Genomic DNA, 26,214 nt, shown 5'->3' on the forward strand with positions numbered 1-26,214 from the left:
GATGTACGAGGATATGAGGTCCTCAATTGATAAAATTCGTTAGAGGTTCATCTTAACTGGAGAGTAAGATGGGTCTCTTTCTTTTTTTCTATATTTTTTTGAATGAAGTAAAAAGTTTGATATTTTTAGCTAAAGTTTTGATATCGGGAGAGGTATTCTATTCGAATAATATATTGTACAATTTAAGTGTATTAGATATATATCTAATACACACAGGTTTTGAAGAGGCTGGGAAATATAACCATTACATATTGTATTTCCCGACAGCTCATCTTAGCGGAAACTGGGATGAGTTGGTTTTATAGTTTTTGAAATATTTGTTCATAATACGTTTGACAAGTCAGTCAACTCAACATGAATCAACAGCCTAGATTACGTAATCTAAAGAAGAACCCATAATTCTTTATTCAATGTCAGGATGTATTATGATCGGTGTTTCGAGGAATACGCAATTACATGATGTTAATTAATACTTACTCTCTGATGCTTTATCTAAGTATTAATTAAAGCGGAATCGCTTTTAGAGAAATATGAGCGTGATGTATGGGGATACATCAAAGTTGAACCCCATAAACATTTAAGCTGATCACTTAAGTGTTTATGGGGTCTTCTTTTGCATTTACGGCTATAATCCTAATTCTTTAATAAACTGAACCAGTTCATCTTTCATCTTTGGATCTTTCAGGGCATACTCGATTGTTGTTTTAACGAATCCTAATTTCTCGCCAACATCATAACGATCACCGTCGAAGTCATATGCATATACAGGAATATCACTATTCATACGTTCAATCGCATCTGTGAGTTGAATTTCGTTTCCTGCGCCTTCTTTTTGTGTTTCGAGGTAATCAAATATTTCTGGTGTTAAGATGTAACGACCCATGATAGCAAGGTTCGATGGTGCTGTACCTTGTTTCGGTTTCTCAACAAATTGTTTGACTTCGTAACGGCGACCTTCTTTTCCTAGTGGATCGATAATACCATATCGATGTGTAACACTCTCTGGCACTTCTTGAACACCAATGACTGAATGGCCTGTTTCTTCATAAACGTTCATCAATTGTTTAATTGCAGGTGTTTCTGATTCAACGATGTCATCACCTAATAAGACTGCGAAGGGTTCATTCCCTATGAATTGACGAGCGGTATGTATCGCATGACCTAATCCTTTTTGTTCTTTTTGTCGAACGTAGAAGATGTTTGCTAAGTCTGTTGAATATTGTACTTTCTCTAGTAACTCATCTTTACCTTTGGCTTCAAGAACCATTTCTAATTCTTTTTGGTTGTCAAAGTGATCTTCAATTGCGCGTTTATGTTTACCAGTTACGATGATAATATCTTCAATTCCTGCACGTGAAGCCTCTTCCACTATGTATTGAATTGTTGGTTTATCTAAGATTGGAAGCATTTCTTTCGGCATCGCTTTAGTGGCTGGTAAGAATCGCGTCCCTAAACCAGCAGCAGGTATGATTGCTTTTTTTATCTGTTTCAAACTCAAGTAACTCCTTTGCACATTGTGTCTTTTATATCATTTTTTAGTTTATCACACTTTGGAAGTCTTTCCTAGTGATAGCCTATGATACCCCATTGTTTGAGGATGCTTTTAAGTTCTATTCTAGAATTTTGTAACAAATCTAAATCAATATCGTTCGCTATTTAAAACGCGCATTATATCTTTCTTTGGTATTGCTATCTAGACTTATAACCTATGGTTAAGGGAGTGGGACAGAATTCTTTTTGAATTCGTCGTCCCACCCCCGCAAGGGTGACTAGAACTGAAAAAAACTTGATTTAAGCGTATTTTTAGTTCAGTCAACTACTGCGAATTTGCAAAATAGCTTCATTATATTATTTATGTCCCAGCTTTATTATTACACATTACACAAACAAACTAATGAATAATATAAAGATGATACCTGATACAGAAATAATGGTTTCAAGTAATGACCATGTTAGGAATGTTTCTTTTACGGTTAAACCGAAGTATTCTTTAAACATCCAGAAGCCTGCGTCGTTAACATGAGATAAGATAACACTTCCGGCGCCTATTGCGAGCACAACGAGTGCAACGTTTACGTCAGAGTGTTGCAATAATGGTAAAACGATACCTGTGGTAGAAATGGCAGCTACTGTAGCTGAACCTAATGCGATACGTAATACAGCTGCTACAATCCAAGCAAGTAGTATTGGTGACATGGTTGAACCTTCGAACATTTTCGCGATGGTATCGCCTACGCCGCCATCAATCAGTACTTGTTTGAAAGTACCACCACCGCCAATGATTAAAATCATCATACCTATTGGATAGATGGCGTTGGTAACTGACTTCATAATGTCGTCCATTTTTCTGCCACGATTTAAGCCCATAGAGAAGATCGCAAAGATAACTGAAATTAACATTGCTGTACCTGCAGTACCAATGAAGTAAACGATTTGTTCAAATAAATTTGTAGCTGCTTCATGGCCTGTGATTAATTGTACAATAGTTGAAATTAACATTAAGATAACTGGCAACACAGCTGTAAATAAACTTAATCCGAAGCTTGGCATTTCAGATTCTTTGAATTCTCTTTGAGATCCTAATGCTGAGATATCCCCTTCACGCGTATAGGCAGAAGGAATGATTTTTTGTGCGATTTTATTAAATATTGGTCCAGCGATAATCGTTACTGGAATGGCAATGATAATACCAAATAGCAATACTTGACCAACGTTCGCTTTTAATTCTTTTGCAATAACAACGGGGCCAGGGTGTGGTGGTAAGAAACCGTGTGTTACTGATAAAGCCGTCACCATTGGTAAACCTAATTTAAGTGGTGAGACTTTCGCACGTTTAGCAATTGTAAATACTAATGGAATTAATAGAACTAACCCTACCTCGAAGAATAGTGCGATACCTACAATAAAGGCTGCGATTAGCATTGCCCATTGCACGTGTTTCGGTCCAAATTTAGCAATCAATGTGTCGGCAATTCGATTGGCACCGCCACCATCAGCAAGTAATTTACCAAGCATGGCACCTAATCCAAAGATTAGCGCAATGTGACCGAGCGTACTTCCCATGCCCGCTTCTATGGTTTCCATAATTTTATTTAATGGCATACCTAGTAATATCGCAGTGACAACAGAAGTGATGATTAATGAAATAAACGTGTTCAATTTTAAGAAAATAATTAATGACAAAAGTAATAAAATCCCAATAACAACACTGATAATTGGCCAAATATCTCCAAACATCGTAAACCCTCCTAATGTTTTCTTTTTCTAATTTAATGATTTACTCCATGTGTTTACGTTGAAAGTCTGCAATTTCTGCATAACGTTCTTCTAATGAACGACTTAAGTTGATAAAGATGGATACTAACTGTTGATACACTTGAACTGTGTCTGGATCAGGTTGATGCGCATTCGTTGTCCCGACCATTTGTTCAATAATTGAGTAGTCTTCAATGTCGCCTAATGCTTTCAGACCTAATACACATGCACCTAAACAAGAGCTTTCATAGCTTTCAGGTACAATGAGATCAGTGTCGAAGATATCTGCCATCATTTGACGCCACACTTCACTCTTAGCAAAGCCGCCTGTTGCTTTGATTGTGCTTGGTGTTTCATTCATGACTTCCACAAGTGCAAGATAGACTGTATACAGGTTATAAAGCACACCCTCTAATGCGGCACGTATCATATGTTCCTTTTGATGAGAGAGCGTTAATCCGAAGAATGACCCACGCGCATCTGCGTTCCATAATGGTGCACGTTCCCCTGCAAGGTAAGGATGGAAAATAAGTCCTTCTGCACCTGGTTTAACTCGGCTAGCGATTTTAGTTAGTACATCATATGGGTCAACGCCTAAACGTTTCGCCGTTTCCACTTCACTCGCGAGTAATTCATCTCTCAACCATCTTAGTACGACACCGCCGTTATTTACGGGTCCACCAATGACATAATGGTCTTCGTCCAATACATAACAAAAGATACGACCTTTATAATCTGTGCGTGGTTTGTTAATTACTGTGCGAATTGCGCCAGATGTACCGATTGTGACAGCGACTTCGCCCTTTTTGTAGCTGTTTACACCTAGGTTTGATAGTACGCCATCACTTGCGCCAACAATAATAGGCGTATCCTCATCTATGCCCATTAGTGTGGCGTAGCGTTTTTTCATGCCTTTAAGTATGTGTGTGGTAGGTACCAATTGTGGTAATTGTGCCTCAGTGATACCCAGTAATTCGAGTGCTTCTGCATCCCAATGGCGTGTTTCTAAATTAAACATACCTGTCGCGGATGCCATTGAATGGTCAATAACGTATGTTTCAAATAGTTGATAAAATATGTATGTTTTAATATCGGCGAACATCGCCGTTTGTTTATAAATATCAGGTTGTTCATGTTTCATCCAGAAGATTTTAGATAATGGTGACATTGGATGTATAGGTGTTCCTGTACGTTGATAAATGTCTGAGCCATGATGTTCCTTATTAATACGTTCTGCGTATTTACTCGCGCGATTGTCTGCCCATGTAATACTTTCAGTCAAACGATGATGTTGTGCATCGAGTGCAATCAGACTATGCATTTGTGCACTAAATGCAATGAGTTTGATGTCTTCTTTTTTAATATTTGCTTCTCTTACAACATATTTCACAGTCATAAGAACGGCATCAAACAATTCGTCAGGGTTCTCTTCAGATACATCAACATTGGGCGTATGTAAGGGGTAGCCAATGCTATGTTTCATGATAAATTGTCCATTTTCATCGTATAATACGGATTTCGTACTTGTTGTCCCTATGTCAACACCAATCATGTAGTTCATATTATTCCTTCTTTCTTCTATTTATCTTAGCCAGAAGCTTTCAATATCTTCGCCAACATCATCGAAATTTAAGTGGAAGGCTTCTCTTAATTTTGTAGAGTCATAGTGTTCAATCGCCTCAACAAACACATTATGATTGTGATGAATGCGTTCAAAATCTGCTTTATCATGGTCCATACGTTGTCGCATGGATAACAATACGAGTGTTTCGATCACTGGTTTCAAATGTTTCCAGAATGTTTGTAAATATTGGTGATTTGATGCATGTATCATTGCTTCATGAAATTGAATATCATGTTGTGTAAATGCTTCAGCATCTTCGAATTTAACTGCTACTTTCATCATTTCAAGATGTTTACGCATCTCTTTGATAATCGGTTCTCTATCTATATGTTTTATCTTTGCGAATGCAAACGACTCTAGCATTAATCGTAAATCGTACAGTTCTTTCTTCTCTTGCTCACCAAATTGCAATACTTTAGCGCCCATGCGTTCTAATTGAATGAGTTGATCTGTTTGTAATAATTTAAAGGCATCTCTAACTGGCGAACGGCTAACGTCAAATTGTTTAGCCACTTGATTCTCTGTAAGTAGTGTGCCCGCTTCAATCTCACCACTTACAATTTGTAAACGTATTTCTGCTGCGACACCTTCACCTTTGGACATGCCTCCAAACCATTGTGTTGGATAACTTTCTTTCACATGCATCACTCCTATTCATTCAATTACAACTTGTATACAAGTATATTAATATATAAGTTACGTTTTTGCAAACGTTTTCTTTTTATAAAATTAAAAAACCCGGCCACAGATGGACCGGGAAAACCATGATTAAAATTCTATTTCTTCTTATCTGAAACTTCGATGCAGTAATGTGTTTCGTGACACTTAGGGCATTCTAATTTACGTGTTTGCATAGTATGTCGTGCCACTATAAATTGTTTCACAGATGGTTTAAACGTATGTTGGCAATTGGGACACAGATATGAAATGTTTTTATAATAATATGTTGTTAATCCTATGGCATAGGTTACTAAGATAGGCAAGATTGAAACGAAAGGCTTACTCGAACTTCTTAGCAAACTTGCAATTAGTCCTGTGTATTGAATCATGCCAATGATACCTGCGCTAATCCATACTTTACTTTTAAACGATTTCAATGTAGTCGATTGTTTCATTGCTTTATCTATGTCAGATAAATGATTTATTGGAGCGCTTGAGTAATTTGAAATATATTGGTCAACGTTGTTCAAATGTTTTAGTGTTTTTGTTTGGTCATGTATGCTTGTCTCTAATTCTTTCTTATGCAGTTGCAACATTGCTTTAAGCGTCTGCATATCGCTATCTTCGTATAATAATGTTTTAATTTCATCCAATGTACAACCAAATTGCTTCAACAAAACTATCAACTGTAGTTGTTGTATATGATCATCATTGTAATATCTACGATTTGATTCTGATGCACGTTCAGCTGTTAATAAACCCTTACGATCATAATATTGTAGTGTTCGAACTGTAACTCCTAAATGATTGGCTAGCTCTCCAACTGTATAATGTGACATAGTGTACACCTCCTACATTGAATCTACCTCATGACGCTACGTCACGAGCAAGACATTTTTACATATAATTTAAAGTAAGTCTAAAGGCAGTCTTATTTATCTTCAATCCATGATTTTATATGATCAATAATCCCTACAGTACCATTTGGTAATTGTTCAAGGACAGAAGGAAAGTCCATATGACCGATACCTGGATAGACGATTTCCTTCGTTTCACCGCCGTAGCGCTTATACTGCTCCATAGTGGCTTGTGAATCTGTATACGGGATAATTTCATCATCTTGACCAGAGATAAATAGTAACTTTGGAAATTGTTCAATTTCTTCAATATCTGGAAGATAATCTGCTTTAATTGTATATAATAAATCAGTGATGATCGTCTTAATCGGGGCGACAAAGGATAAGATATCTAGTCCGTTTTCTTTTCGTGCGTAAACTGTTTTCTTTAAGATGTATTGTGGCAAGTTTTTGATGGCAGTAATTTCATCTTTGAAATGGTCACGCTTACTATCTGTTGAGAATAAACGTGCAAGCATACTCGTGTTTGGCGTAATTTTAGCTGCGCTACTTAAATACACAAGATGAGATATCGGTAGTTTATTAAATTTCAATAGACGTGTGCCAATCATCCCTCCCATTGAATACCCAATAATCATGACCTTTTCAAGGTGTTGTGTGGCAACGATTTGTTCCAAAACATCTTCAATTCGTTCAGAGTAATCATCTAAAGTATGGTTATTACGATCAATCTTTGAACTTTTACCACGACTAGGACAATTAATGAAAATCATTTTATACTCTCTGAAGTAGGGTTCGAACATGGTCATAATACGGTATGTCATGATCGCACCATGTATAAATACGATTGCTCTATTTGATGTTGGATTGCCCGCGAAAGCGACTTCTACTTGTTCGTTATGATAATTTTTTAATTGATAAATTTGTGTTTTAAAATGTTTTCTGTTCATAATCAACCTCAAAAATCCCTATATTACTAAATTATTATTTTATCATAAAATTATCAAAACAGAGACAAATTAAAAAAGCATAACTTATAAAATTGTTACAAGTTACGCACAATTCAATAAGTTACGCTATATCGTTTAACGTTATTCATTATTATCTGAAATTGCAGAATGAATGGATTGCATTTTAGATTCTACATCTGAAATTTCAAGGGCACAGTCTTTTAACATATCGCTATAATCTTCTGTATTAGCGTTATTTTTATAACGAATTTTATGTTCTAAACTTGCCCACATATCCATGCCAATGGTTCTAATTTGAATCTCTACAGGTAATGTTTCCACTTTATTGGATAAGAATACGGGAATTGTCACAACGATATGTAAACTACGATACCCATTTTCTTTCGGATTTTTAATATAATCTTTACGTTTGAGAAGTTTAACGTCTTCTTGTTTTAGGAGCATCTTCTCAATAACATATATATCTTCTAAATAGTTACAAACGACACGAATTCCCGCAATATCAAGAATATGTTTACGCGCACTTTCTGCACTAATTTCGACTTGCTTGCGATGTAGTTTTTTTATTAGACTATTCATTTCTTTTACACGTCGTTCCATATGATGAATCGGATTATGTTTATAAACATAGTTAAAGTTGTCATCGAGAATATCTAGTTTGGTACTGATTTCTTTTAAAGCTGAGGCGTATAAATGATCGAGTTCTACGAAACCAATTAATCTATCAAAAGCTTCATCTCCATCTTTGAAATGATGCAAGTTATCTTTAAATTCACTTCGTAATTCTTCTATATACAATGATGGTTTTCTTTCTACATACATAGTATTTCCTCCTTAATCATCACTGCTTATTATATCGAATTACAAAATAAACTAAAAATAATACTCTTTTATTGCAGCTTATTTTAGAACTTTCAATTGATAATGAAAACGCACGAAGTTGAAACAGCATTCTGTTTGAACGCATTGTTTCAGCCTCGTGCATTGATTTTATTGCGATGATTCACTTTTTTTATGTTCAATGACTGTCGTACCACGATTATCAGCAATAGCTTGCGCGCGTTTCGTGGCGTCTGCTTTCTTCTCAAAAGTATCGGACGCTTGTTTCGCCCCTTCTGTTTTCACTTTCCATTCGTCCTCTTCAAAATATACATGTACATTTTTGTCATTGAGTTTTGGATTCGCTGATTGATCCTTTTGGTGTTGTGTGACATGCTTGTGCTTTAATTCATCAAGCTCTGCTTTCGATGCATCTTTATACCAATCTTTAGCTTGTTGTGTTGCAATCGGTATAACATCGCCTTCTTTATAGCCATCTTTCAACATCGCATTACCAATATCGATGGCTTTTTTTCGTTCTAATTCATCAAAGTGCTTCCACGTATTCGGATAATCGTCCATTGTCCAAGGCATGGTATCAATCTCCTTTTCATTGATAGTTAGCTTTAACACTATCACCAGAAGTGAAACTCGATGATGATATTATGCTTTAATTGCCGCTCCATCTTCAACTTCATTAATATCTTTACGTGTATGCACACAATTATTTTGCAGTCGCATTAATGCCGATTTAATGTAATTATATTGCGGTAAATCGGAAAGTTCATTAATTTCAAGTCTGCTTTGAAGTTCGAAATGTTTCGCTAAGTTCTCAAAGGTAACAAGGTATTCTCCCATTTGATGATCAGAAATACGTTGACGTTGATGATCTTGCATTGCACGCATTAACATAAAGTTAATTTCTTCCAATGCGAAGATACTTGGATAATAATAACGAATCACTTCTTGATTTGAGAATAATTCACCACTTGCTGAATTATTAATTTGTGTCATGTTACTCATTTTCACTGATAAAGCTAAGCTTTCATCTCTTTCACGTAAATCATCTTGGTAATGATTTTCTGAGAATAAATATTGGAAGATAACGGCTTCTTTACGAACCACTTCTGCAATCGTACGTGGTAACATGGCGGATGCTGTTTGTCGATTAATAAGTAAGATCCCAACAACTGCGATGGCAATACCAATCAATACATCAAAGATACGTGTATAGGCAATTGAAATGGACAGGTTATCTGACGCTAAACCATTTAATAATATAACTTGGATTGTAATAAAGATTACCGCAAAGGCATAGTTAGAACCTACAAATGTTTCAGTAACCATTGCCGCAAGACCCATAATAATGACTGCAATAATCAAGTGTGGATTGAAATATAGTATTGCTGATAATACGAGTGTACCTAATATGGTACCTAAGCCACGGGCTACAGAACGGTCTAACATGCGTCGTGTTGTCATACCTAATAAGACGGTATGCGCCGTTAATGGAATCCAGTAAGATTTTTGGATATTAAATGCTAATGAAATAAAAATGGCCACTGCCATAATTACGGCATAAATCAAAGTATTTCGAAATACGATCGAATCTAACGTTAAATTATGAATGATACGTTGACTGTAAAGTGGTTTACGAACACTCGCTTCATGTTCAATTTGGTTAGAATCTAAGTTTGTAATTTCATCGATTTTCAAGATATATTGCCATAAATCGTCAAACGCTTCATCAACATTGACTTCTTTTGTCCATTTTTCTCGAGCTGCTGATGTACGATATGCATTGCGTATTGCAACGTCCATCATTTCAACTAATTCATTTGGAATTGGGCGTATACCTTTTTCATGTAATTCCAATAGCTCTGAATACAAACCTTGTGCTGAGGTATGTAGCAATAACAATCTTTGGAAGCGAGGACTTAATTTTTGATCAGCCCCAGCTGTTGCAGTGATTAACAATTCATCAGAGTTCTTGAATTGTGTTACTGCTGCTTTGGCACTCTCTTTAAACTTATCAACATCGTTATAATTGTGCATTAATTCTTTAATCATGTTAAAGTCAGCATTAATTGCTCTATTTTCAATCTTTTGCTTTTGGAAAAGGATTGTCAAAATAACTACAAATGTAGCAATCGCACCACCAATAAGAATGGCAACACCGCGGTACAGTGCTTCATTTGGTGCTACTGGCAAGTTGCTGGGTAAACAAAATGTTACAAGGAAGAAAGTTGAAGACGGTCCAGCAATCTTCAATGCACTGAAGATATAGTATGGAATGACCGTAACTAATAATAATGTCACACCATATAGAATCGGTTCAGTAACCGTAAGTGTTCCCAGTATCATACATACCGCAAATGAGAGCGAACATAAGATAACTGTTCTAATCATTGAGCGTGGTGAGCTTTTGAACACATAAATATGTGCCAATGTCCCAGTTGACACGAGCAATCCTAGTGCGAAATTACCTAGGAAATAACCTAATAGTGCTGGGATTATTAATAACAAGCCCTGTCTAATACCTTTCATCGGGTCAACTTTGCTTGTATCAAATGTGATAAGTGATTTTAAAACATTTCCCAATGTTATCTTTCCTTTCTATAAAACATACATATTCAATGATAACACTTTTTATTCGTTCATATGATAGTGATTGTTTAAATAATAAAAAGGTAGGATTAAAATCATCGCTTCGCAATTGACTTCTTATCCTACCTTAGTAATGTTTACGTTATGAAATTAACTTTAATTATTTTACTTCAGCTACGTCGATTACTGGTTTTTCTGTAATATAGTTACCGATATTTTCACTAAACACTTTAAAATGATCTGAATGATTGTGTGCTTCAACAGCAGCTTGATCTTTATAGTTCTCTACAACTACGAACGTATTACGTTCACTTACATCTTCATAGTGACTATAAAATGTATTACCTTCTTCTTCACGTGCATGTTTGACTAAATTCGTCATTAAATCTAAATAGGCATCACGATGTTCTTCACTTACTTTAAGTTTTGCATTAATAATAATCATACATTCCACCCTCAATTTGTGATTTATTCACTATCATCTTACCACTTCCACATAGATAAAACCGGGAGTGGGACAGAATTCTTTTTAAATTCGTCGTCCCTCTCCCAACTTGCTTTGCTTGTAGAATTTCTTAATGAAATTCTCTTTGTTGGGGCCCCGCCCGCAAGGATGACTAGAACTGAGAAAAGCTTGATTTAAGCGCCTTCTCAGTTCAGTCAGCTACTGCGAAATTGCAAAATAGCATAATTATATTATTTATGTCCCAGTCTCGACTATTTATCTAGGCATGATGCCCTAGTTTATATGAAATTATTTTAATTCACGACTTTCATCTTTAATCAATGGTTTATCTGGTGATACAAACAACCATAAAATTGCTGCGATAACTGCTGGAATAATTAGCAATTGGAAAGTCATTGTCCAACCAAGTGATGCTACTAATGCACCAGCTAAGAATGGACTTAATAACGCACCAATGTTACCCCATAAGTTCATCCAACCAGATACAGTACCTGCGAAGTTTCTACCAATGTCATTCGCTGCAGCCCAGCTCATACCCATTGATACACCCATACCGCCTAAACCAAGTGATAACCAGAAAATAGTTACATATAAATTATCAGTATGTACTGCAAAGAAAATTGAAACTGCAAATACGATGAAACCTACAATAGCAATCAAACCTCTTGAAACAAATCTTGATTGACCACTGCGTAAAATTTTATCTGAAATCGCACCAGCAGATAAAATTAAAATAAACATAATGAACCAAGGTAATGAACTAATCGCCATGTCTTTAAATTCTACATGATATTGTTCAGTTAAGTACGTTGGTAACCAAATTAAGAATAATGAAATAACAAATTGTACTACAAAGTATTGACCTGCAATCGCATAGAAACTAATACGACGGAAGAATTGATTCCATGGTGGTAATGATTTCGTTGTTTGAACAAGGTCACGATTCTCCATAATGAAATGTTTCTCTGCGTCATTAACCATACGATGTTGTTCAGGTAAATCTTTCGCAATAATTCCCCATAATATTGCAATTAAGATACCTGCCACACCAAAGATATAAAATACCGCTTGCCAGTTAAATGCGTTTACAATAGCAATTGTAATGACAGGTGCTAATACAGGTCCAAAATATGAACCAGCAAGTAACATACTTGATGCTCTACCTTTCTCATCTTTAGAGAACCAGTTTGCATTAAACACGGCGTTTGATGGATACATAGGCGCTTCCCCGATACCAAATAAGAAACGAACTAAATATAATAAACCGTGATGTTTAATCATACCTGTTAAAATAGTGAAAGCACTCCACCATACTAAAGCAATTGTAATCATCTTACGTGGTCCGAATTTCTCAGCTAGCATACCTGAAGGTACTTGCATTAAAGCATAACCTAACGAGAAGAATGAAGCTAATAGACCAAATTGTTGTTTTGTCATATGTAAATCTTCCATCATTTGCGGGGCAATATACGAAATGTTGGATCTATCCATATAGGCGATTACACCTATAATAAAAAATGCTAATGCAAAAAACCAACGAACACTACTTTTCTTTTGTCTTTGTACCATAACCTCTTTTTCCTACTTCCTCTAATTTGTTGATTCTAAATATGTTGTCTAATATACTCACAAGACTCCCTATTATATAAAAATAACTCCCTTATAACCCTTACCATCATAGGGTTTTTAGCATTTATTTTTATTTATATTACCAGGTTTTGAAATCGTTTTCAATATCTTATTTAAAAGTTCTTTTATTAAATTGTACATCGTTCGTTACTTTATTCACTAATTACGTCATTTGGGAGTGGAACAACATTCTTTTCACATTCGTTGTCCAACCCCAACTCGCTTAGCTTGTAAAATCACTTTCGTGATTTTCTGTGTTGGGGCCCCGACTCCCAGCTTGCTTTGCTTGTAGAATTTCTTGATGAAATTCTCTTTGCTGGGGCCCCGACTCCCAGCTTGCTTTGGTTGTAGAATTTCTTAATGCCGTTCTTTGTGGTGAGACCCGCACCCAAGGATGACTAGAACCGACAAAAGCTTAATTTAAGCACCCTCTTTGTTCAGTCAGCTACTGAGAATTGATGAAATAGGATCATTATATGATTGATGTCCCTTGCTCTTCCTATTAAAATTTGAACTCTATTCGAAAAAATTGTAGAATGAATTTGAAATCAAACGTGAATCATAATTATTAAAAATTAAATAGATAATTTATCCACTGGAAGTGCCTTTGTTTAAGGCTGAGAGTAAAGAAAGAACTTTATAATTCCTGGAACCTGATCCAGTTTGCACTGGCGTAGGAAAGTGGCTTGCTAAATAACGTTCTATATAGACCAACGCTATTTCCTACGAAGGAGATAGCGTTTTTTTCATTTGGGAGTGGGACAGAATTCTTTTTAAATTCGTTGTCCCACCCCAGCTTGCTTTGCTTGTAGAATTTCTTGATGAAATTCTCTTTGCTGGGGCCCCACTAGAACTGAGAAAAGCTTGATTTAAGCGCCTTCTCAGTTCAGTCAGCTACTGCGAATTTGCAAAATAGCATCATCATATTATTTATGTCCCAGGCTCTTTTTTCATTTATTAGGAGTGATAGCCATCTTTATAGCGATAACAACTTACAAACATTTAACAGCGTCAGATTTACAACATTTTCTTGATATTAGTGAGGGGATTGATGGTTTACTCTTTCGTACCCCTATGTCTAGAGATGAGTTGTGTTCTTTTCTCAACAGATTAATCGTTGCTGGATTCCCTAGAGATAAAATCATTGTCCATAGCGATATCGAATTATTAGAAGTGCTAAATCTTACACGTTTACATTGTCGCGAGATGGACACGTTGGCATTCCACTATAAAGAACACCATCCAGAGGTGCAGGTTAGCATGTCAACGCACTCGGTTGACTCTGTTAAACAGGCTTATCAACATCACTTGGATTATGTCTTTTATGGTCATATATTTCCAACCGCTTCTAAGCCAAATCAACAACCTAGAACATCGTCCGAAATCAACGATGTATTGCACGTGCCTATCCCGATATATGCCATAGGTGGTATGACGGAAGATACGATACATCAACTACCGCCTGGCTTTGCAGGTATTTGTGCAATTTCATACTTTATGAACGCATCTTTACAACAAATTCAACATCTACGAAAGGAGTGGTTGAAAGATGCATGACGTTCTTATTATTGGTTCTGGTGTCATCGGAATGTCCATTGCAAGACACCTTAGTCACACGCATCTCGACATCGCAATCGTTGACCGAGATATACCTGGTAAACATGCATCCTATAAAGCTGGTGGCATGTTAGGTGCTCAGAATGAATTTACAGAAGATAGTGATTTATTTCGACTTGCACTCGAGTCGCGAGACCTCTTTCCTGAATTATGCCAATCTTTACAAGATGAAACGGGCATTGATATTCAATATCAAGCATCTGGATTAATTAAAATTGCGAATCAACCTAGTGATGTAGACCATTTACGTGCACAATATCAATTCCTACACGCATTAGATCACAATGTTGTTGCGCTCTCAGACAATGACTTGGCCGATTTAACGAATGGCAATGTCTCAGCAGCAGACATGGCTATTTATATCCCAAATGATGGACAAATCAATGCGAATCGTTATACGAAAGCATTGTTTAAATCTCTGCAACAACGTCACATTACGCGCTACTTTAATACAGATGTTACTGGCATTCATCGTCAGAATGGCTATTATCAAATCGCATCATCTAAAGGTGATTTATATGCTAAAAAGGTCATTGTTGCAGGTGGTGCATGGTCATCTCAACTATTAAAGCAGTATCAACTGCCACGTGAGGTTGTTGGCGTCAAAGGTGAAGTCCTACTTGTGGAACACGATGATTTACATTTAGATCAAACGTTATTTATGACTAATGGATGTTATGTTGTGCCAAAACAACCAAACCGTTATTTAATTGGTGCTACGAGTGAATTTGATAATTATTCAGTAGGTAATACAACGCAAGGTATTTCCTGGTTGAAACATTATGCAACAGCACGCATTCCTGAACTTGCAAACGCACGTGTACTCAAACAATGGTCTGGCGTACGTCCGTACACAGAGGGTGAACTACCAATTATGGACCAAATTGACGATGGCTTATACGTGATTACCGGTCACTATCGTAACGGTATTTTATTATCTCCTGTGATTGGACGTGACATCGCAAATTGGCTATTAACTGGTGTCAAACCAGCTCAATATGAATCTTTCAATGTCTCAAGGAGGTTAAATCATGAAATGTATCATTAATGGTGACACGTTCACGTTCGATTCGGAACAATCGATTCATCAAGTGCTCGAATCACTCGAGTTAGACCCACAACGTGTCATTGTTGAACATAATAAAACATTGATTAAGCAAGATGATTATCATCAACACACTGTGCGTGAAGATGATCAATTAGAATTATTAGAATTTGTTGGAGGCGGATAAAATGTTTAAAATCGGCAATTTAGAATTACACTCTCGTTTGTTATTAGGTACAGGAAAGTTTGAAAATGAAGACATCCAAACTAAAGCGATTAAAGCATCGGAAACAAATGTACTTACGTTCGCAGTTAGACGTATGAACCTGTACGATAAAAATTTACCTAACCCACTTGCAAATATAAATTTAAAAGATTTTATCACTTTTCCAAATACTGCTGGCGCTAAAACAGCTGAAGAAGCAATTCGTATTGCAGAAATTGCTAAACATGCGGGTGTATGTGACATGATTAAAGTAGAAGTTATAGGTGATGATGAAACATTATTACCTGATCCTTTCGAAACCTACGAAGCTTGTAAAGTATTACTTGAACGCGGTTATATTGTATGTCCTTACATTTCTAACGATGTTGTCTTAGCTAAACGTTTAGAAGATTTAGGTGTGCACGCCGTTATGCCGTTAGCCTCACCTATTGGAACAGGTCGCGGTATTAATAATCAACTGAACTTGAGCTACATTATTAAGAATTCAAATGTACCAGTTATTGTTGATGCAGGTATTGGTTCACCTAAAGATGCATGTCATGCGATGGAATTAGGTGCTGATGGCATCCTTTTAAATACGGCAGTATCAGGTGCGAAAGACCCTGTGAAAATGGCAGAAGCAATGAAGTTAGGCATTCACGCTGGTCGCTTATCTTATGAAGCAGGACGAATTCCAGTAAAATACACTGCCCAAGCATCAAGCCCAACTGAAGGTTTAGGATTCTTATAATGCAACGATACAATCGGCAAATGAGATTTTCACCGTTTGGTGCGAATGGCCAACATGCTTTATCGGATGCAACGTTGCTTATTTTAGGTGCCGGCGCATTAGGTAGTCATGTTGCTGAACTTCTTGCTCGTATGGGTGCACATCACATCGCAATTGTTGATATGGATATTGTTGAAACGTCTAATTTACATCGACAAGCATTGTACACTGAGGCAGATGCATTCAATATGGTGCCTAAAGTACATGCTGTTCAACAACATATCGCAGACATCAATCATCATGTAGATGTACAAACGTATTATCAAGAAATCACTTCATCTAATATTGAAGATATTATCACCGACGTTAAACCCGATATCATCATTGATGGCATGGACCATTTCAAAATCCGCTATCTCATAAATGAAGTATGTCATAAGCACCAAATCCCTTGGGTTTATGGCGCAGCTGTTGGCAATAAAGGAACCGTTTATGGTATTGATTTCAAAGGCCCTTGCCTAAAATGTCTTTTAAAACACATGCCATCCAGTGGTGAGAGTTGTGCGATTAACGGTGTTTTACCCCCTATTATTTCACAAGTGGCGAGTTACGAAGTTTCTGAAGTGCTACGTTACTTATCAGGGGAAGGCTTTTCAAAGAAATTAATTACGATTGATACATGGCGGATCGATTACAAAGCGATGAACGTCGATATATTACACGACCCTGCTTGTGACGTATGTGCCAATCGACACTATTCACTCTTAGAAACAAAACAACAACACCATATTGAAAGTTTATGTGGCCGTACCTACCTTTTCCGATATCAGCCCAATGTCTTTCAACATGCACATCATCTTCCTGGAGCAATTGTGAAGGCCACGTCTTTCGCAAAATTAATTAAAGATGACCATTACGAAATCACTTTATTTAAAGATGGCCGTATGAATGTCTATGGTGTCGAAGATGATGAAGAGGCAACGCAACTCTATCAACACTATTTAAAAGCAATGAAATAACGGTTGTCATTAGTTTATACAAGCAATTCATAGTAAATTTTATTATAATGAATTTACTATGAATTTTTTATTTTTGAAATCAAATGGTAAAAATTAATGTGATCGAGATGTTTTCGACGCCGTATATGGCTTTCGCAGTTATTGCGTTGTGATGTCTCGAACGCTTCTAAAAGGAGTTCTTATATATAAATGGAACAATTAATTACTGATTTTATTAGTAAATGGGGTTATACAGCCATATTCATTCTTATCTTATTAGAGAATGTATTACCTGTCGTCCCTTCTGAAATTATACTTACGTTTGCTGGTTTGATGTCGGTTAAATCTGGTTTATCTATACCATTCCTATTCTTAATTTCAACAATCGCATCATTTATCGGGTTACTCATCTTGTATTATCTTTGCCGTCTAATTAATGAAGACAGTATTTATCGCTTTGTAGACAAACATGGTAAATGGTTTAAGCTGAAAGGTAAAGATGTTAAGCGCGCTAATGATTGGTTTAAACGTTATGGTGCATGGGCTGTACTGCTATGTCGCTTTATCCCAGTATTACGTGTACTCATCACAATCCCAGCTGGTATTAATAAAATGAATGTTGTTACGTTCGTCGTCTTATCATTATTAGGTACGACGATTTGGAACTTTGCCTTAATCTTACTCGGTCGTATGTTAAGCGGTAGTTTCGACGCCTTAATGGCCGGTTTACACACATACTCATACATTATGTACGTGATTATTATTCTTGCAGTTCTTTACGTGCTTTATAGAATATTCTTTAAAAATAGAAACCGCGTTAAGTAATACGTGAAAGCCTCAGAATCCATTGGTGACTGAGGCTTTTTTGTTTAACAGTCGTATTTTAAGAATTAATTCTGACATTTTAAGCATCACCATTGAAAAAGTGAGGCGTTTTAAAGATAATTAATGTAAGCGGTTTTATAAACGATCTACAATGAATATCAATTCCAAACAGGAGTGAAATACGATGACACAAACGACTGAAAGTGAATTACGAGAGAAGTATTTAGATTTATTATCACAACAATTTGATAGCCCTGAAAAGCTGGCAACAGAAATCGTCAATTTAGAGTCGATTTTAGAATTACCAAAAGGCACAGAACATTTCGTCAGTGACCTTCACGGTGAATATGAATCGTTCCAACATGTATTGCGTAATGGCTCTGGTAACGTTCGTTCTAAAATTAATGACCTTTATGCTAAAAAGTTATCTCAAAAAGAAATTGATGACTTAGCTGCGCTTGTCTATTATCCTGAAGAAAAATTAAAACTCGTTAAAAATAATTTCGACTCAAAAGGTAAATTAAATGTTTGGTATATCACTACAATTGAACAATTAATTGATTTGATTACCTATTGTTCATCAAAATATACACGTTCAAAATTACGTAAAGCATTGCCTAAAGAATATACATATATTGTTGAAGAACTACTTTATAAAAATAACGAATTTAACAATAAGAAATCCTACTATGAAACATTGGTAAATCAAATTATCGAGTTAGAGCAATCAGATGATTTAATTATTGGATTATCCTATAGTATTCAACGTCTTGTCGTTGACCATTTACATGTGGTTGGAGATATTTATGACCGTGGTCCGCAACCTGATAAGATTATGGACACGTTAATCAACTATCACTCTGTTGATATTCAATGGGGGAACCATGATGTTTTATGGATTGGTGCCTATGCAGGTTCTAAAGTCTGTTTAGCTAACCTACTTCGCATATGTGCACGCTATGACAATTTAGACATCATTGAAGATGCTTATGGCATTAATTTACGTCCGTTATTAACACTTGCAGAAGAACATTATAGCGGCAATAATCCATCATTCAAACCGAAGAAACGTCCTGATAAACCAGTTGGATTATCTAAACTTGAAGAGAATCAAATCACTAAAATCCATCAAGCGATTGCGATGATTCAATTCAAACTAGAAATGCCAATCATTAAACGTCGTCCTAGCTTTGAAATGGAAGATCGCTTAGTCTTGGAACAGATTAACTATGATACAAATGAAATCACCATTTATGGGAAAACATATCCTTTAAAAGATACATGTTTCAGTACCGTAGATCCAGAAGATCCTGGTAAATTATTACCTGAAGAAGAAGAAGTAATGAATAAATTGTTGCTTTCATTCCAACAATCTGAGAAATTAAAACGTCACATGTCCTTCTTGATGAAGAAAGGCAAACTTTACCTTCCATATAACGGCAATTTACTCATCCATGGCTGTATACCTGTTGATGAACACGGAGAAATGGAGTCGTTTGAAATTGAAGGTGAACAACATAAAGGACGTGACCTATTAGATGTCTTCGAAAGACATGTACGTTACGCGTACGATTACAAAGATATAACAGATGACTTATCTACTGATTTAGTATGGTATCTATGGACTGGTAAATATAGTTCTTTATTTGGTAAAAGAGCCATGACAACATTCGAACGTTACTTCATCGAAGACAAAGCTTCTCATAAAGAGCCTAAAAATCCATATTACTATTTACGAGAAGATGTGGATATGATTCGTAAAATGTTAAAAGACTTTGGTCTTAATCCAGATGAAGGTAGAATCATCAATGGTCATACACCTGTAAAAGAAATAGATGGTGAAGACCCTATTAAAGCAGATGGCAAAATGTTAGTAATCGACGGTGGTTTCTCGAAAGCATATCAAAAAACAACTGGCATTGCTGGCTATACATTACTGTACAATTCATTCGGCATGCAATTAGTCGCTCATCAACATTTCGATTCAAGAGATAAAGTATTATCAGATGGCGCAGATGAATTATCTGTTCGCCGAGTGGTTGATGAAGAATTACAACGTAAAAAAATTAGAGATACCAACGATGGTAAAGTACTCCAAGAACAAATCCGCATCTTAAAATTATTAATGCACGATAGATATTTGAACTAACATTTGACTAGACTGATATACAAAATTATGGGAGTGGGACAGAATTTGTTTTAAATTCATTGTCTCACTCCCTATTAAGCATTATTTAAAAACTCATCATAATCCTTTTCTAATATACATCTCTTAAGATGCCGTATACCCCATGTTCATATTGCGGTATCGGTTTAGTACTCTTATTAAATGACACCACACTACTATCATCAATATGATAAAGAATCATGTCATTATCAGTAATGTTATCGTATGCTTCCGCAGATATTTCAACAATATTTTTATTAGCTATCGTATTATCAAACCATCTTGGACTATGTAATTCATCGAATAAAATGTGATTGCGCAGCGGTCCATTTAAATTATTACGTGCCTGTTCGTCAGTAAAGGACACAGGCATCATACTCACATGATTCAAGCCGAACTCCGGTACCAACTCATTAAAAGCTAAACTATTAAAAATAAATGACTTGGTCATTAATAAACATTTATTGTAACGAATTAAATCTGCATATATTCGATCACTACTTGATAATAGATTCCCTTTAAACACCTCAAAGCCAAGTTCTTCCGCTTTATCTGATGTATTCTCAAATAGATTAAATACCATAACTGGTATATCATGTTCACGTAGTTTTGTACCTAAGTGGAATGAGAATTCACTTTCACCAACGATGATGACACCTGGTGGTTCCGTACTTGCTAGACCAAACAACTTGCTTAAAGGAATAAAGCTAAATCCATATATAACTACCGTAATAAACACAAGACCAAAGGTTACAGGCGTAATATAACTCGCCATTCTAGCATGGTTATCTAGAAATAACCCACTAAAGAATTGCGCAACAGTTAAAACAACAATCCCTCGTGGTGCCATTAAAGCAACAATCGCACGTTCTCTTTTCGTGATTTCTGTACCTATCGTTGATAGTAACACTGATATCGGACGTACCAAGACAATCATTGCAATCGCAAAGACTACTAATTGCCATGATAAAACATCCATTAATACCGATGATGTTAATGATGATGTAATTAAAATAAAGACAGTCGATACAAGAATAGAGGATGCATTTTCAATGAAATGATCTGACTCCTTGTAAATTAAATCATGTCTCTTATAACGCGCCATCATTAAACCAAAAATTGTTACAGCTAATAGGCCAGATTCTTGTAATATTTGATCACAAATACTGAATACTAACAAAATAAACACTAACTGAATCGAAGGCATCAAATTCTGCGGGATGAAATCACGTTGGATTAACCAATTGAAAATGAATGATGCGCCAAAACCAATAATGGCTGTTGCTATAATTTTCAAAATGAAAATTAAAATGACTTGAACACCGAAGCCCTGTTCAAATATTTGATAAATATAAAACGCAGTTAATGCGAGTATAGGACCAATAGGATCTAAGATAATGCTTTCCCATCTTAAAATAGAATCTACGCTCTTACGCACTTTCGCTTGTTTTAACAATGGCTGGATCACAGTTGGGCCAGTAATTAAGAACAACCCGCCCATCACAATCGCTACAGCAATTGGGAAATCTAAAATTTTATGTAATGCAATCGCACCGAGCACCCAAGCGATAGCTGCGCCGATGGTAATAATTCGAATAACCGCTTTAGAAATGCCTCTTAATTCACGAAAATCCAAATTACTACTGCCTTCGAATAGGATTACCGCTACAGCTAATGACACGATAGGACTAAAGACCTCAGCCCCCAATGTTTCTTGAGGGTTTGCTAGTCCCAAGATTGGCCCAATGAGTAAGCCGACAATCGACATCACTACAATGGATGGCCACTTAATTTGCGTCGCTAACCATTGGCTAAATATGCCCAACGCTAAAAATAGCACAATGATTAACATGACAGGTAAATCTAATGACATACCTACACCTTCCTCAATAAGAATCAACTTTTTTTCAATACTGTGTCATACTATCAAACTTTGGTTACACCTGCATTACCAATTTATAAACAAGTTGTTAATGCCTTTGTCGGACACACAATGTTCACTTCGGGTAAACTTTCCTATTTATTTCTAACCTCATTTCGTCTAAAATAGATAATTGCGTTTAAACTATATGAATTAAGTAATGATTTGAAAGGAAATTTTTATTGTGCAACTTTTTAGAGAGTCTATAATGGTAGCTTTCGCATTTGTGGGTGTTGTCGTTGGGGCTGGTTTTGCGACTGGTCAAGAAATATTTCAGTTCTTCACGAGTCATGGTAGCTATAGTATTGCTGGTATTATCGTTACGGGGTTAATCATTACGTTAGCAGGCGTCTTCGTCTTAAACACTGGCTTTACGATTCAATCTCATAACCATTCAGAGTCTATTCAATATTATTTACATCCAATGATTGCACGTATTTTTGATATTATTTTAACTTTATTTTTATTCTCTTTAGCAATGATTATGACTGCAGGTGGGGCCTCAACCATACATGAAAGTTTCGGATTACCTTATTGGTTAAGTTCATTGCTATTAGTATTATTTATTCTAATGACACTGTTTCTTAAATTTGAACGTCTGATTACCGTCTTAGGTATGGTGACACCCTTCCTAGTCATTGTTGTTTCTATTATCGCCATCTATTATTTTATTACAGGAAATGTTAATTTTAGTGCAGCGAACCGCTTCAATGAACAACACGGTTTATCACTCGGTTGGTGGTTTGATGGATTAAATTATGCGAGCCTACAAATCGCAGCCGCGTTTAGTTTTTTAAGTGTAATGGGCGGTCGCATGCAACATCGTCAGTCGGCGTTATGGGGTGGCATCTTAGGCGGTATCATCATTACATTACTACTATTGATGATTAATCTAGGGCTCGTTACAGAATTTGAACACATTCAATCTGTTGCATTGCCAACGCTACTACTGGCTAATCATATTTCACCGTTATTAGGTACAATGATGTCGATTATAATGATTTTAGTTATCTATAATACAATTGTTGGTCTTATGTATGCTTTTGCATCGCGTTTTACAGAGCCATTCACCAAAGGGTACTTTGTACTCATCATTGCGATGGCTATCGTTACATTTATATGTACATTTATCGGCTTTATTTCTTTAATCGGAAAAGTCTTCCCCATCATGGGATTATTTGGTTTCATACTCCTTATCCCAATTTTGTATCAAGGATTTAAACACGTCGTATTATCTAAATAATTGAAAATACATTGAAAGAGACTCAAAGACGTTAGCCATACATCTTTGAGTCTTTTTTCATTATGAATTCAGGATTTCTTGTCCTTGCATTAATCCGGCTTGTGTAATTTCATGACTATTCACCCATACTTCAGTTACATGTGCGCCCTGTTGTTTAAATAAATTCATCACGTGCGCACTCTGACTCATTGAAACAATTGGATCATGTTTGCCCATAGATAATAATACTTCTACGTCACTCATATCTTTTGATGTGGTTACTTCAATGGGATACAGTGGCGCAAATAACAAGGCTTTTTTAAATGGTGCTGTGTCTCGTAACATTAAGTTAATCGCAATATTAGCGCCGTTAGAGAACCCAACTAAGACTGATGTAGTCAAATCAAAATGATAACGTTCAGCGGCGTCATATATAAAATCTAACAACCGTTGACCACGATAGTCTAAATCTTCTTCATCGTAGACACCTTCTGCAAGGCGTTTGAAATAACGATTCATACCATTTTCATTAATTTCTCCGCGAATACCTAATAGATTAAAATCAGGATTTAAAGCTGTGCCGAGTGGAATCAGATCTGTTTCATCCCCACCGGTTCCGTGTAACAGTATTAATGTCGGTGCATTATCTTTACCTGGTCTATAAATATGTTCCATCAATCCACACTCCTTATTTTTCATTTAGTCTTAACGGTGTTAATTGAGATTCAATGTCGTATCGTCTGTCCTCGTAAAATGGTGGTAGCTGTAGTTGTTTACCTAACTCATCTACATCTTCATCGATCATAAAGCCAGGACCAGCAGTCGCAAATTCAAAGATTAATTTGCCAGGTTCTTTCATGTAAATCGCATGGAAATAAAATCGTTCTTTCACATCCGTCACATGCATTCCTTTATTTAGAAGATAGTCACGCCATTGTACATGTACCTCGTCATTTGGGACTGACCACGCAATATGATGGAAGGTGCCGCCACCCCAACGTACAGGTTGTGGATTTATAAATTTCTGAATTATAATTTGATGGTGCACACTACCCACAGTTTGATACTGTACATTGTCATCTGTTTCTTGAATGTATTCTAGTCCCAAATCATCACGTAGTAATGCTTCTGTTGCTTGTGGATCAGCTGATAACATCGTAACACCGTGAAATCCTATGATGTCATTGTTCGCATGTGTTTCATGACTTTCAACCATTGCTAATGTCAATCCATGACGATCTTCAAATTCCAATGTGGCTTGATTGAAAGAGACCGTCTGACGGGTTTGGATACCATTCGCATGTAATTTCATTTCCCAATGCGCCATACTATCTTTCGGTATGCTAAACGCTAATCGTCCAACTTGACCTGAACCAATACGCCCTCTATAACGATTTGGCCAATTAAAGAAAGTGAGCACCATATCTTGATGTTCTTTGTGATTTGAGAAATACAAATGATACGTTGACGTATCATCAAAATTTACTGTCTGTTTAATTAACGATAAGTTTAATACATTCGTATAGAAATCGTACGTCTCTTGCGCATCGCCAACAATCGCCGAAATATGATGAATATGTGTAATAGGTTCCATCAGTGAATCCCTCCTTTACTTATCACTTTTACCCGTAGTATCAAAAGGTCGTACTTGAGATTCGATTGTCTCTCTTCGATCCTCTAAAAATGGCGGTAATGATAATTTTTCACCTAACGTCTCATATGGTTCATCTTCCATAAATCCAGGACCATCAGTAGAAATTTCCAACAAGATGTGGCCTAGACGTGCGTATAAGGCTTCAAAATAAAAGCGATCTACTAAACCAGAATGAGGAATACCTATGTCATTGTATTTGTGCAACCATTGTTCAATCGCTTGATGATCTTTAACCCTAAATGATACATGATGTACTTCACCATATCCTTGAACAGCAACTGGGCCATCTTCATCTCTTCTTAGAATCACTTGACCACCATTACCACCGTCACCAACTTCGAGCAATGCTACATTGTCTTCATCTATGATTGTTCGCATGCCATAAATACGTTCTAACAAACGCTTGAAATCATCAAAGTAGCTGACCGTAATTTCGATTGGTCCTAAACCATAAATCGCTTTATCCTCAGGAACCGGGCCGTTCTTCCAAGGTTTACCAGGTGACACGCCGCTATCGCCCTCATCTGATACTAATTGATAATCTTGTCCATCTGCTTCTTGAAAAGGCAATACCTTCTTACCTAATACGTCTTGGATTCCTTCATGCTTCACACCAAACGCATCAAAACGTTTCATATAATAGATTAAAGCCTCATCATTTGGCACACGGAACGATGGTTTCGTAATCGAATTTGTCCCCTTACGTCCTTGTGGTATACCAGGAAAGTCAAAGAATGTCATATCAGTACCTGCTGACCCTTCATCATCTGCAAAAAAGGTGTGATACGTTTGAATATCATCTTGGTTTACCGTCTTCTTAACAAGTCTCATACTAAGTACTTCAGTAAAAAATTTATAGTTACGTTCAGCATCATCTGTAATCGCCGTTACGTGATGAATACCTAACAAATTAGTGTCTGTCATAAGTCATCCTCCATTTAT

23 protein-coding genes and 1 riboswitch are annotated in these 26,214 nt (G+C 36.3%); of the genes, 8 read left to right on the forward strand and 15 right to left on the reverse strand.

Annotated elements, in window-relative coordinates:
* Window positions 1–625: 625 nt before the first annotated feature.
* The 11 genes from galU to AK212_RS01545 form a co-directional block, all read right to left on the reverse strand.
* Window positions 626–1,492, reverse strand: coding sequence for a UTP--glucose-1-phosphate uridylyltransferase GalU (galU, locus tag AK212_RS01495; protein ID WP_053028771.1), 867 nt, complete (start codon window positions 1,490–1,492; stop codon window positions 626–628).
* Between the two features lie 386 nt (window positions 1,493–1,878).
* Window positions 1,879–3,237, reverse strand: a complete 1,359-nt coding sequence (locus AK212_RS01500) for a gluconate:H+ symporter (RefSeq protein ID WP_053028772.1) — start codon at window positions 3,235–3,237, stop codon at window positions 1,879–1,881.
* A gap of 40 nt (window positions 3,238–3,277) precedes the next feature.
* Window positions 3,278–4,816: a gluconokinase gene (gene gntK, locus AK212_RS01505; RefSeq protein ID WP_053028773.1), complete on the reverse strand. Its 1,539-nt coding sequence runs from the start codon at window positions 4,814–4,816 to the stop codon at window positions 3,278–3,280.
* A gap of 21 nt (window positions 4,817–4,837) precedes the next feature.
* Window positions 4,838–5,482, reverse strand: a complete 645-nt coding sequence (locus tag AK212_RS01510) for a GntR family transcriptional regulator (RefSeq protein WP_231119792.1) — start codon at window positions 5,480–5,482, stop codon at window positions 4,838–4,840.
* A 173-nt stretch (window positions 5,483–5,655) separates the two neighbouring features.
* Window positions 5,656–6,378 carry a MerR family transcriptional regulator gene (locus AK212_RS01515; RefSeq protein WP_053028775.1) on the reverse strand — a complete coding sequence of 241 codons (723 nt, stop codon included), beginning with the start codon at window positions 6,376–6,378 and terminating at the stop codon, window positions 5,656–5,658.
* 92 nt (window positions 6,379–6,470) lie between these two features.
* On the reverse strand, window positions 6,471–7,346 hold the full coding sequence (locus tag AK212_RS01520) for an alpha/beta fold hydrolase (protein WP_053028776.1): 876 nt from the start codon (window positions 7,344–7,346) through the stop codon (window positions 6,471–6,473).
* 141 nt (window positions 7,347–7,487) lie between these two features.
* On the reverse strand, window positions 7,488–8,189 hold the full coding sequence (locus tag AK212_RS01525) for a GTP pyrophosphokinase (protein ID WP_053028777.1): 702 nt from the start codon (window positions 8,187–8,189) through the stop codon (window positions 7,488–7,490).
* A gap of 168 nt (window positions 8,190–8,357) precedes the next feature.
* Window positions 8,358–8,780 (reverse strand): DUF2188 domain-containing protein, encoded by a 423-nt coding sequence (locus AK212_RS01530; RefSeq protein WP_053028778.1) that lies wholly within the window; start codon window positions 8,778–8,780, stop codon window positions 8,358–8,360.
* Window positions 8,781–8,849: 69 nt separating this feature from the next.
* Window positions 8,850–10,787 (reverse strand): FUSC family protein, encoded by a 1,938-nt coding sequence (locus AK212_RS01535; protein WP_053028779.1) that lies wholly within the window; start codon window positions 10,785–10,787, stop codon window positions 8,850–8,852.
* 166 nt (window positions 10,788–10,953) lie between these two features.
* Window positions 10,954–11,238 (reverse strand): putative quinol monooxygenase, encoded by a 285-nt coding sequence (locus AK212_RS01540; protein ID WP_053028780.1) that lies wholly within the window; start codon window positions 11,236–11,238, stop codon window positions 10,954–10,956.
* Between the two features lie 309 nt (window positions 11,239–11,547).
* A complete protein-coding gene (locus tag AK212_RS01545) occupies window positions 11,548–12,828 on the reverse strand; it encodes a pyruvate MFS transporter (RefSeq protein ID WP_053028781.1) in 1,281 nt (426 codons plus the stop codon).
* 647 nt (window positions 12,829–13,475) lie between these two features.
* A riboswitch (TPP riboswitch) is annotated at window positions 13,476–13,585 on the forward strand.
* 269 nt (window positions 13,586–13,854) lie between these two features.
* Between AK212_RS01545 and AK212_RS01550 the strand changes: the two genes are divergently transcribed.
* The 7 genes from AK212_RS01550 (at window position 13,855) to AK212_RS01580 (ending at window position 20,457) form a co-directional block, all read left to right on the forward strand.
* Entirely contained in the window at window positions 13,855–14,445 is a 591-nt protein-coding gene (locus AK212_RS01550) for a thiamine phosphate synthase (RefSeq protein WP_174841358.1), read from the forward strand.
* Window positions 14,438–15,553: a glycine oxidase ThiO gene (thiO, locus tag AK212_RS01555; RefSeq protein WP_053028783.1), complete on the forward strand. Its 1,116-nt coding sequence runs from the start codon at window positions 14,438–14,440 to the stop codon at window positions 15,551–15,553. Before AK212_RS01550 ends, thiO begins: the two co-directional genes overlap by 8 nt.
* Window positions 15,537–15,737 carry a sulfur carrier protein ThiS gene (gene thiS, locus AK212_RS01560; protein WP_053028784.1) on the forward strand — a complete coding sequence of 67 codons (201 nt, stop codon included), beginning with the start codon at window positions 15,537–15,539 and terminating at the stop codon, window positions 15,735–15,737. Before thiO ends, thiS begins: the two co-directional genes overlap by 17 nt.
* A 1-nt stretch (window position 15,738) precedes the next feature.
* Entirely contained in the window at window positions 15,739–16,506 is a 768-nt protein-coding gene (locus AK212_RS01565) for a thiazole synthase (protein WP_053028785.1), read from the forward strand.
* Window positions 16,506–17,504, forward strand: coding sequence for a ThiF family adenylyltransferase (locus tag AK212_RS01570; RefSeq protein WP_053028786.1), 999 nt, complete (start codon window positions 16,506–16,508; stop codon window positions 17,502–17,504). Before AK212_RS01565 ends, AK212_RS01570 begins: the two co-directional genes overlap by 1 nt.
* A 189-nt stretch (window positions 17,505–17,693) precedes the next feature.
* Window positions 17,694–18,308 carry an undecaprenyl phosphate transporter UptA gene (gene uptA / locus AK212_RS01575; protein ID WP_053028787.1) on the forward strand — a complete coding sequence of 205 codons (615 nt, stop codon included), beginning with the start codon at window positions 17,694–17,696 and terminating at the stop codon, window positions 18,306–18,308.
* Between the two features lie 184 nt (window positions 18,309–18,492).
* Window positions 18,493–20,457 (forward strand): fructose-bisphosphatase class III, encoded by a 1,965-nt coding sequence (locus tag AK212_RS01580; RefSeq protein ID WP_053028788.1) that lies wholly within the window; start codon window positions 18,493–18,495, stop codon window positions 20,455–20,457.
* 109 nt (window positions 20,458–20,566) lie between these two features.
* Here AK212_RS01580 and AK212_RS01585 read toward each other — a convergent pair whose 3' ends face one another.
* Window positions 20,567–22,348: a cation:proton antiporter gene (locus AK212_RS01585; RefSeq protein WP_053028789.1), complete on the reverse strand. Its 1,782-nt coding sequence runs from the start codon at window positions 22,346–22,348 to the stop codon at window positions 20,567–20,569.
* Window positions 22,349–22,604: 256 nt separating this feature from the next.
* Here AK212_RS01585 and AK212_RS01590 point away from each other — a divergent pair, with 256 nt between their 5' ends.
* Complete coding sequence (locus AK212_RS01590) at window positions 22,605–23,639, forward strand: YkvI family membrane protein (RefSeq protein ID WP_156304881.1); 1,035 nt, start codon at window positions 22,605–22,607, stop codon at window positions 23,637–23,639.
* 60 nt (window positions 23,640–23,699) lie between these two features.
* Here the strand turns inward: AK212_RS01590 and mhqD are convergent, their stop codons facing one another.
* From mhqD to mhqE, 3 genes are read right to left on the reverse strand one after another with little or no spacing between them, the layout of a single operon-like run.
* The gene (gene mhqD, locus AK212_RS01595; RefSeq protein WP_053028791.1) at window positions 23,700–24,293 is read right to left on the reverse strand and encodes a methylhydroquinone degradation carboxylesterase MhqD; all 594 of its coding nucleotides are present in this window, start codon (window positions 24,291–24,293) and stop codon (window positions 23,700–23,702) included.
* A gap of 13 nt (window positions 24,294–24,306) precedes the next feature.
* Window positions 24,307–25,212: a VOC family protein gene (locus AK212_RS01600; RefSeq protein WP_053028792.1), complete on the reverse strand. Its 906-nt coding sequence runs from the start codon at window positions 25,210–25,212 to the stop codon at window positions 24,307–24,309.
* A 15-nt stretch (window positions 25,213–25,227) separates the two neighbouring features.
* Window positions 25,228–26,196 carry a ring-cleaving dioxygenase MhqE gene (gene mhqE, locus AK212_RS01605; protein WP_053028794.1) on the reverse strand — a complete coding sequence of 323 codons (969 nt, stop codon included), beginning with the start codon at window positions 26,194–26,196 and terminating at the stop codon, window positions 25,228–25,230.
* Between the last annotated feature and the right edge of the window lie 18 nt (window positions 26,197–26,214).

This window comes from Staphylococcus borealis (genome assembly GCF_001224225.1).
Taxonomy (GTDB): Bacteria; Bacillota; Bacilli; order Staphylococcales; family Staphylococcaceae; genus Staphylococcus; species Staphylococcus borealis.

Bases quoted from the DNA above. Each gene is read 5' to 3' on its own strand.
- AK212_RS01500 (WP_053028772.1), bottom strand. From the start codon at position 3,237: ATGTTTGGAGATATTTGGCCAATTATCAGTGTTGTTATTGGGATTTTA.
- gntK (WP_053028773.1), bottom strand. From the start codon at position 4,816: ATGAACTACATGATTGGTGTTGACATAGGGACAACAAGTACGAAATCC.
- AK212_RS01510 (WP_231119792.1), bottom strand. From the start codon at position 5,482: ATGTCCAAAGGTGAAGGTGTCGCAGCAGAAATACGTTTACAAATTGTA.
- AK212_RS01515 (WP_053028775.1), bottom strand. From the start codon at position 6,378: ATGTCACATTATACAGTTGGAGAGCTAGCCAATCATTTAGGAGTTACA.
- AK212_RS01520 (WP_053028776.1), bottom strand. From the start codon at position 7,346: ATGAACAGAAAACATTTTAAAACACAAATTTATCAATTAAAAAATTAT.
- AK212_RS01525 (WP_053028777.1), bottom strand. From the start codon at position 8,189: ATGTATGTAGAAAGAAAACCATCATTGTATATAGAAGAATTACGAAGT.
- AK212_RS01530 (WP_053028778.1), bottom strand. From the start codon at position 8,780: ATGCCTTGGACAATGGACGATTATCCGAATACGTGGAAGCACTTTGAT.
- AK212_RS01540 (WP_053028780.1), bottom strand. From the start codon at position 11,238: ATGATTATTATTAATGCAAAACTTAAAGTAAGTGAAGAACATCGTGAT.
- AK212_RS01545 (WP_053028781.1), bottom strand. From the start codon at position 12,828: ATGGTACAAAGACAAAAGAAAAGTAGTGTTCGTTGGTTTTTTGCATTA.
- thiO (WP_053028783.1), top strand. From the start codon at position 14,438: ATGCATGACGTTCTTATTATTGGTTCTGGTGTCATCGGAATGTCCATT.
- thiS (WP_053028784.1), top strand. From the start codon at position 15,537: ATGAAATGTATCATTAATGGTGACACGTTCACGTTCGATTCGGAACAA.
- AK212_RS01565 (WP_053028785.1), top strand. From the start codon at position 15,739: ATGTTTAAAATCGGCAATTTAGAATTACACTCTCGTTTGTTATTAGGT.
- AK212_RS01570 (WP_053028786.1), top strand. From the start codon at position 16,506: ATGCAACGATACAATCGGCAAATGAGATTTTCACCGTTTGGTGCGAAT.
- uptA (WP_053028787.1), top strand. From the start codon at position 17,694: ATGGAACAATTAATTACTGATTTTATTAGTAAATGGGGTTATACAGCC.
- AK212_RS01580 (WP_053028788.1), top strand. From the start codon at position 18,493: ATGACACAAACGACTGAAAGTGAATTACGAGAGAAGTATTTAGATTTA.
- AK212_RS01585 (WP_053028789.1), bottom strand. From the start codon at position 22,348: ATGTCATTAGATTTACCTGTCATGTTAATCATTGTGCTATTTTTAGCG.
- AK212_RS01590 (WP_156304881.1), top strand. From the start codon at position 22,605: ATGGTAGCTTTCGCATTTGTGGGTGTTGTCGTTGGGGCTGGTTTTGCG.
- mhqD (WP_053028791.1), bottom strand. From the start codon at position 24,293: ATGGAACATATTTATAGACCAGGTAAAGATAATGCACCGACATTAATA.
- AK212_RS01600 (WP_053028792.1), bottom strand. From the start codon at position 25,212: ATGGAACCTATTACACATATTCATCATATTTCGGCGATTGTTGGCGAT.
- mhqE (WP_053028794.1), bottom strand. From the start codon at position 26,196: ATGACAGACACTAATTTGTTAGGTATTCATCACGTAACGGCGATTACA.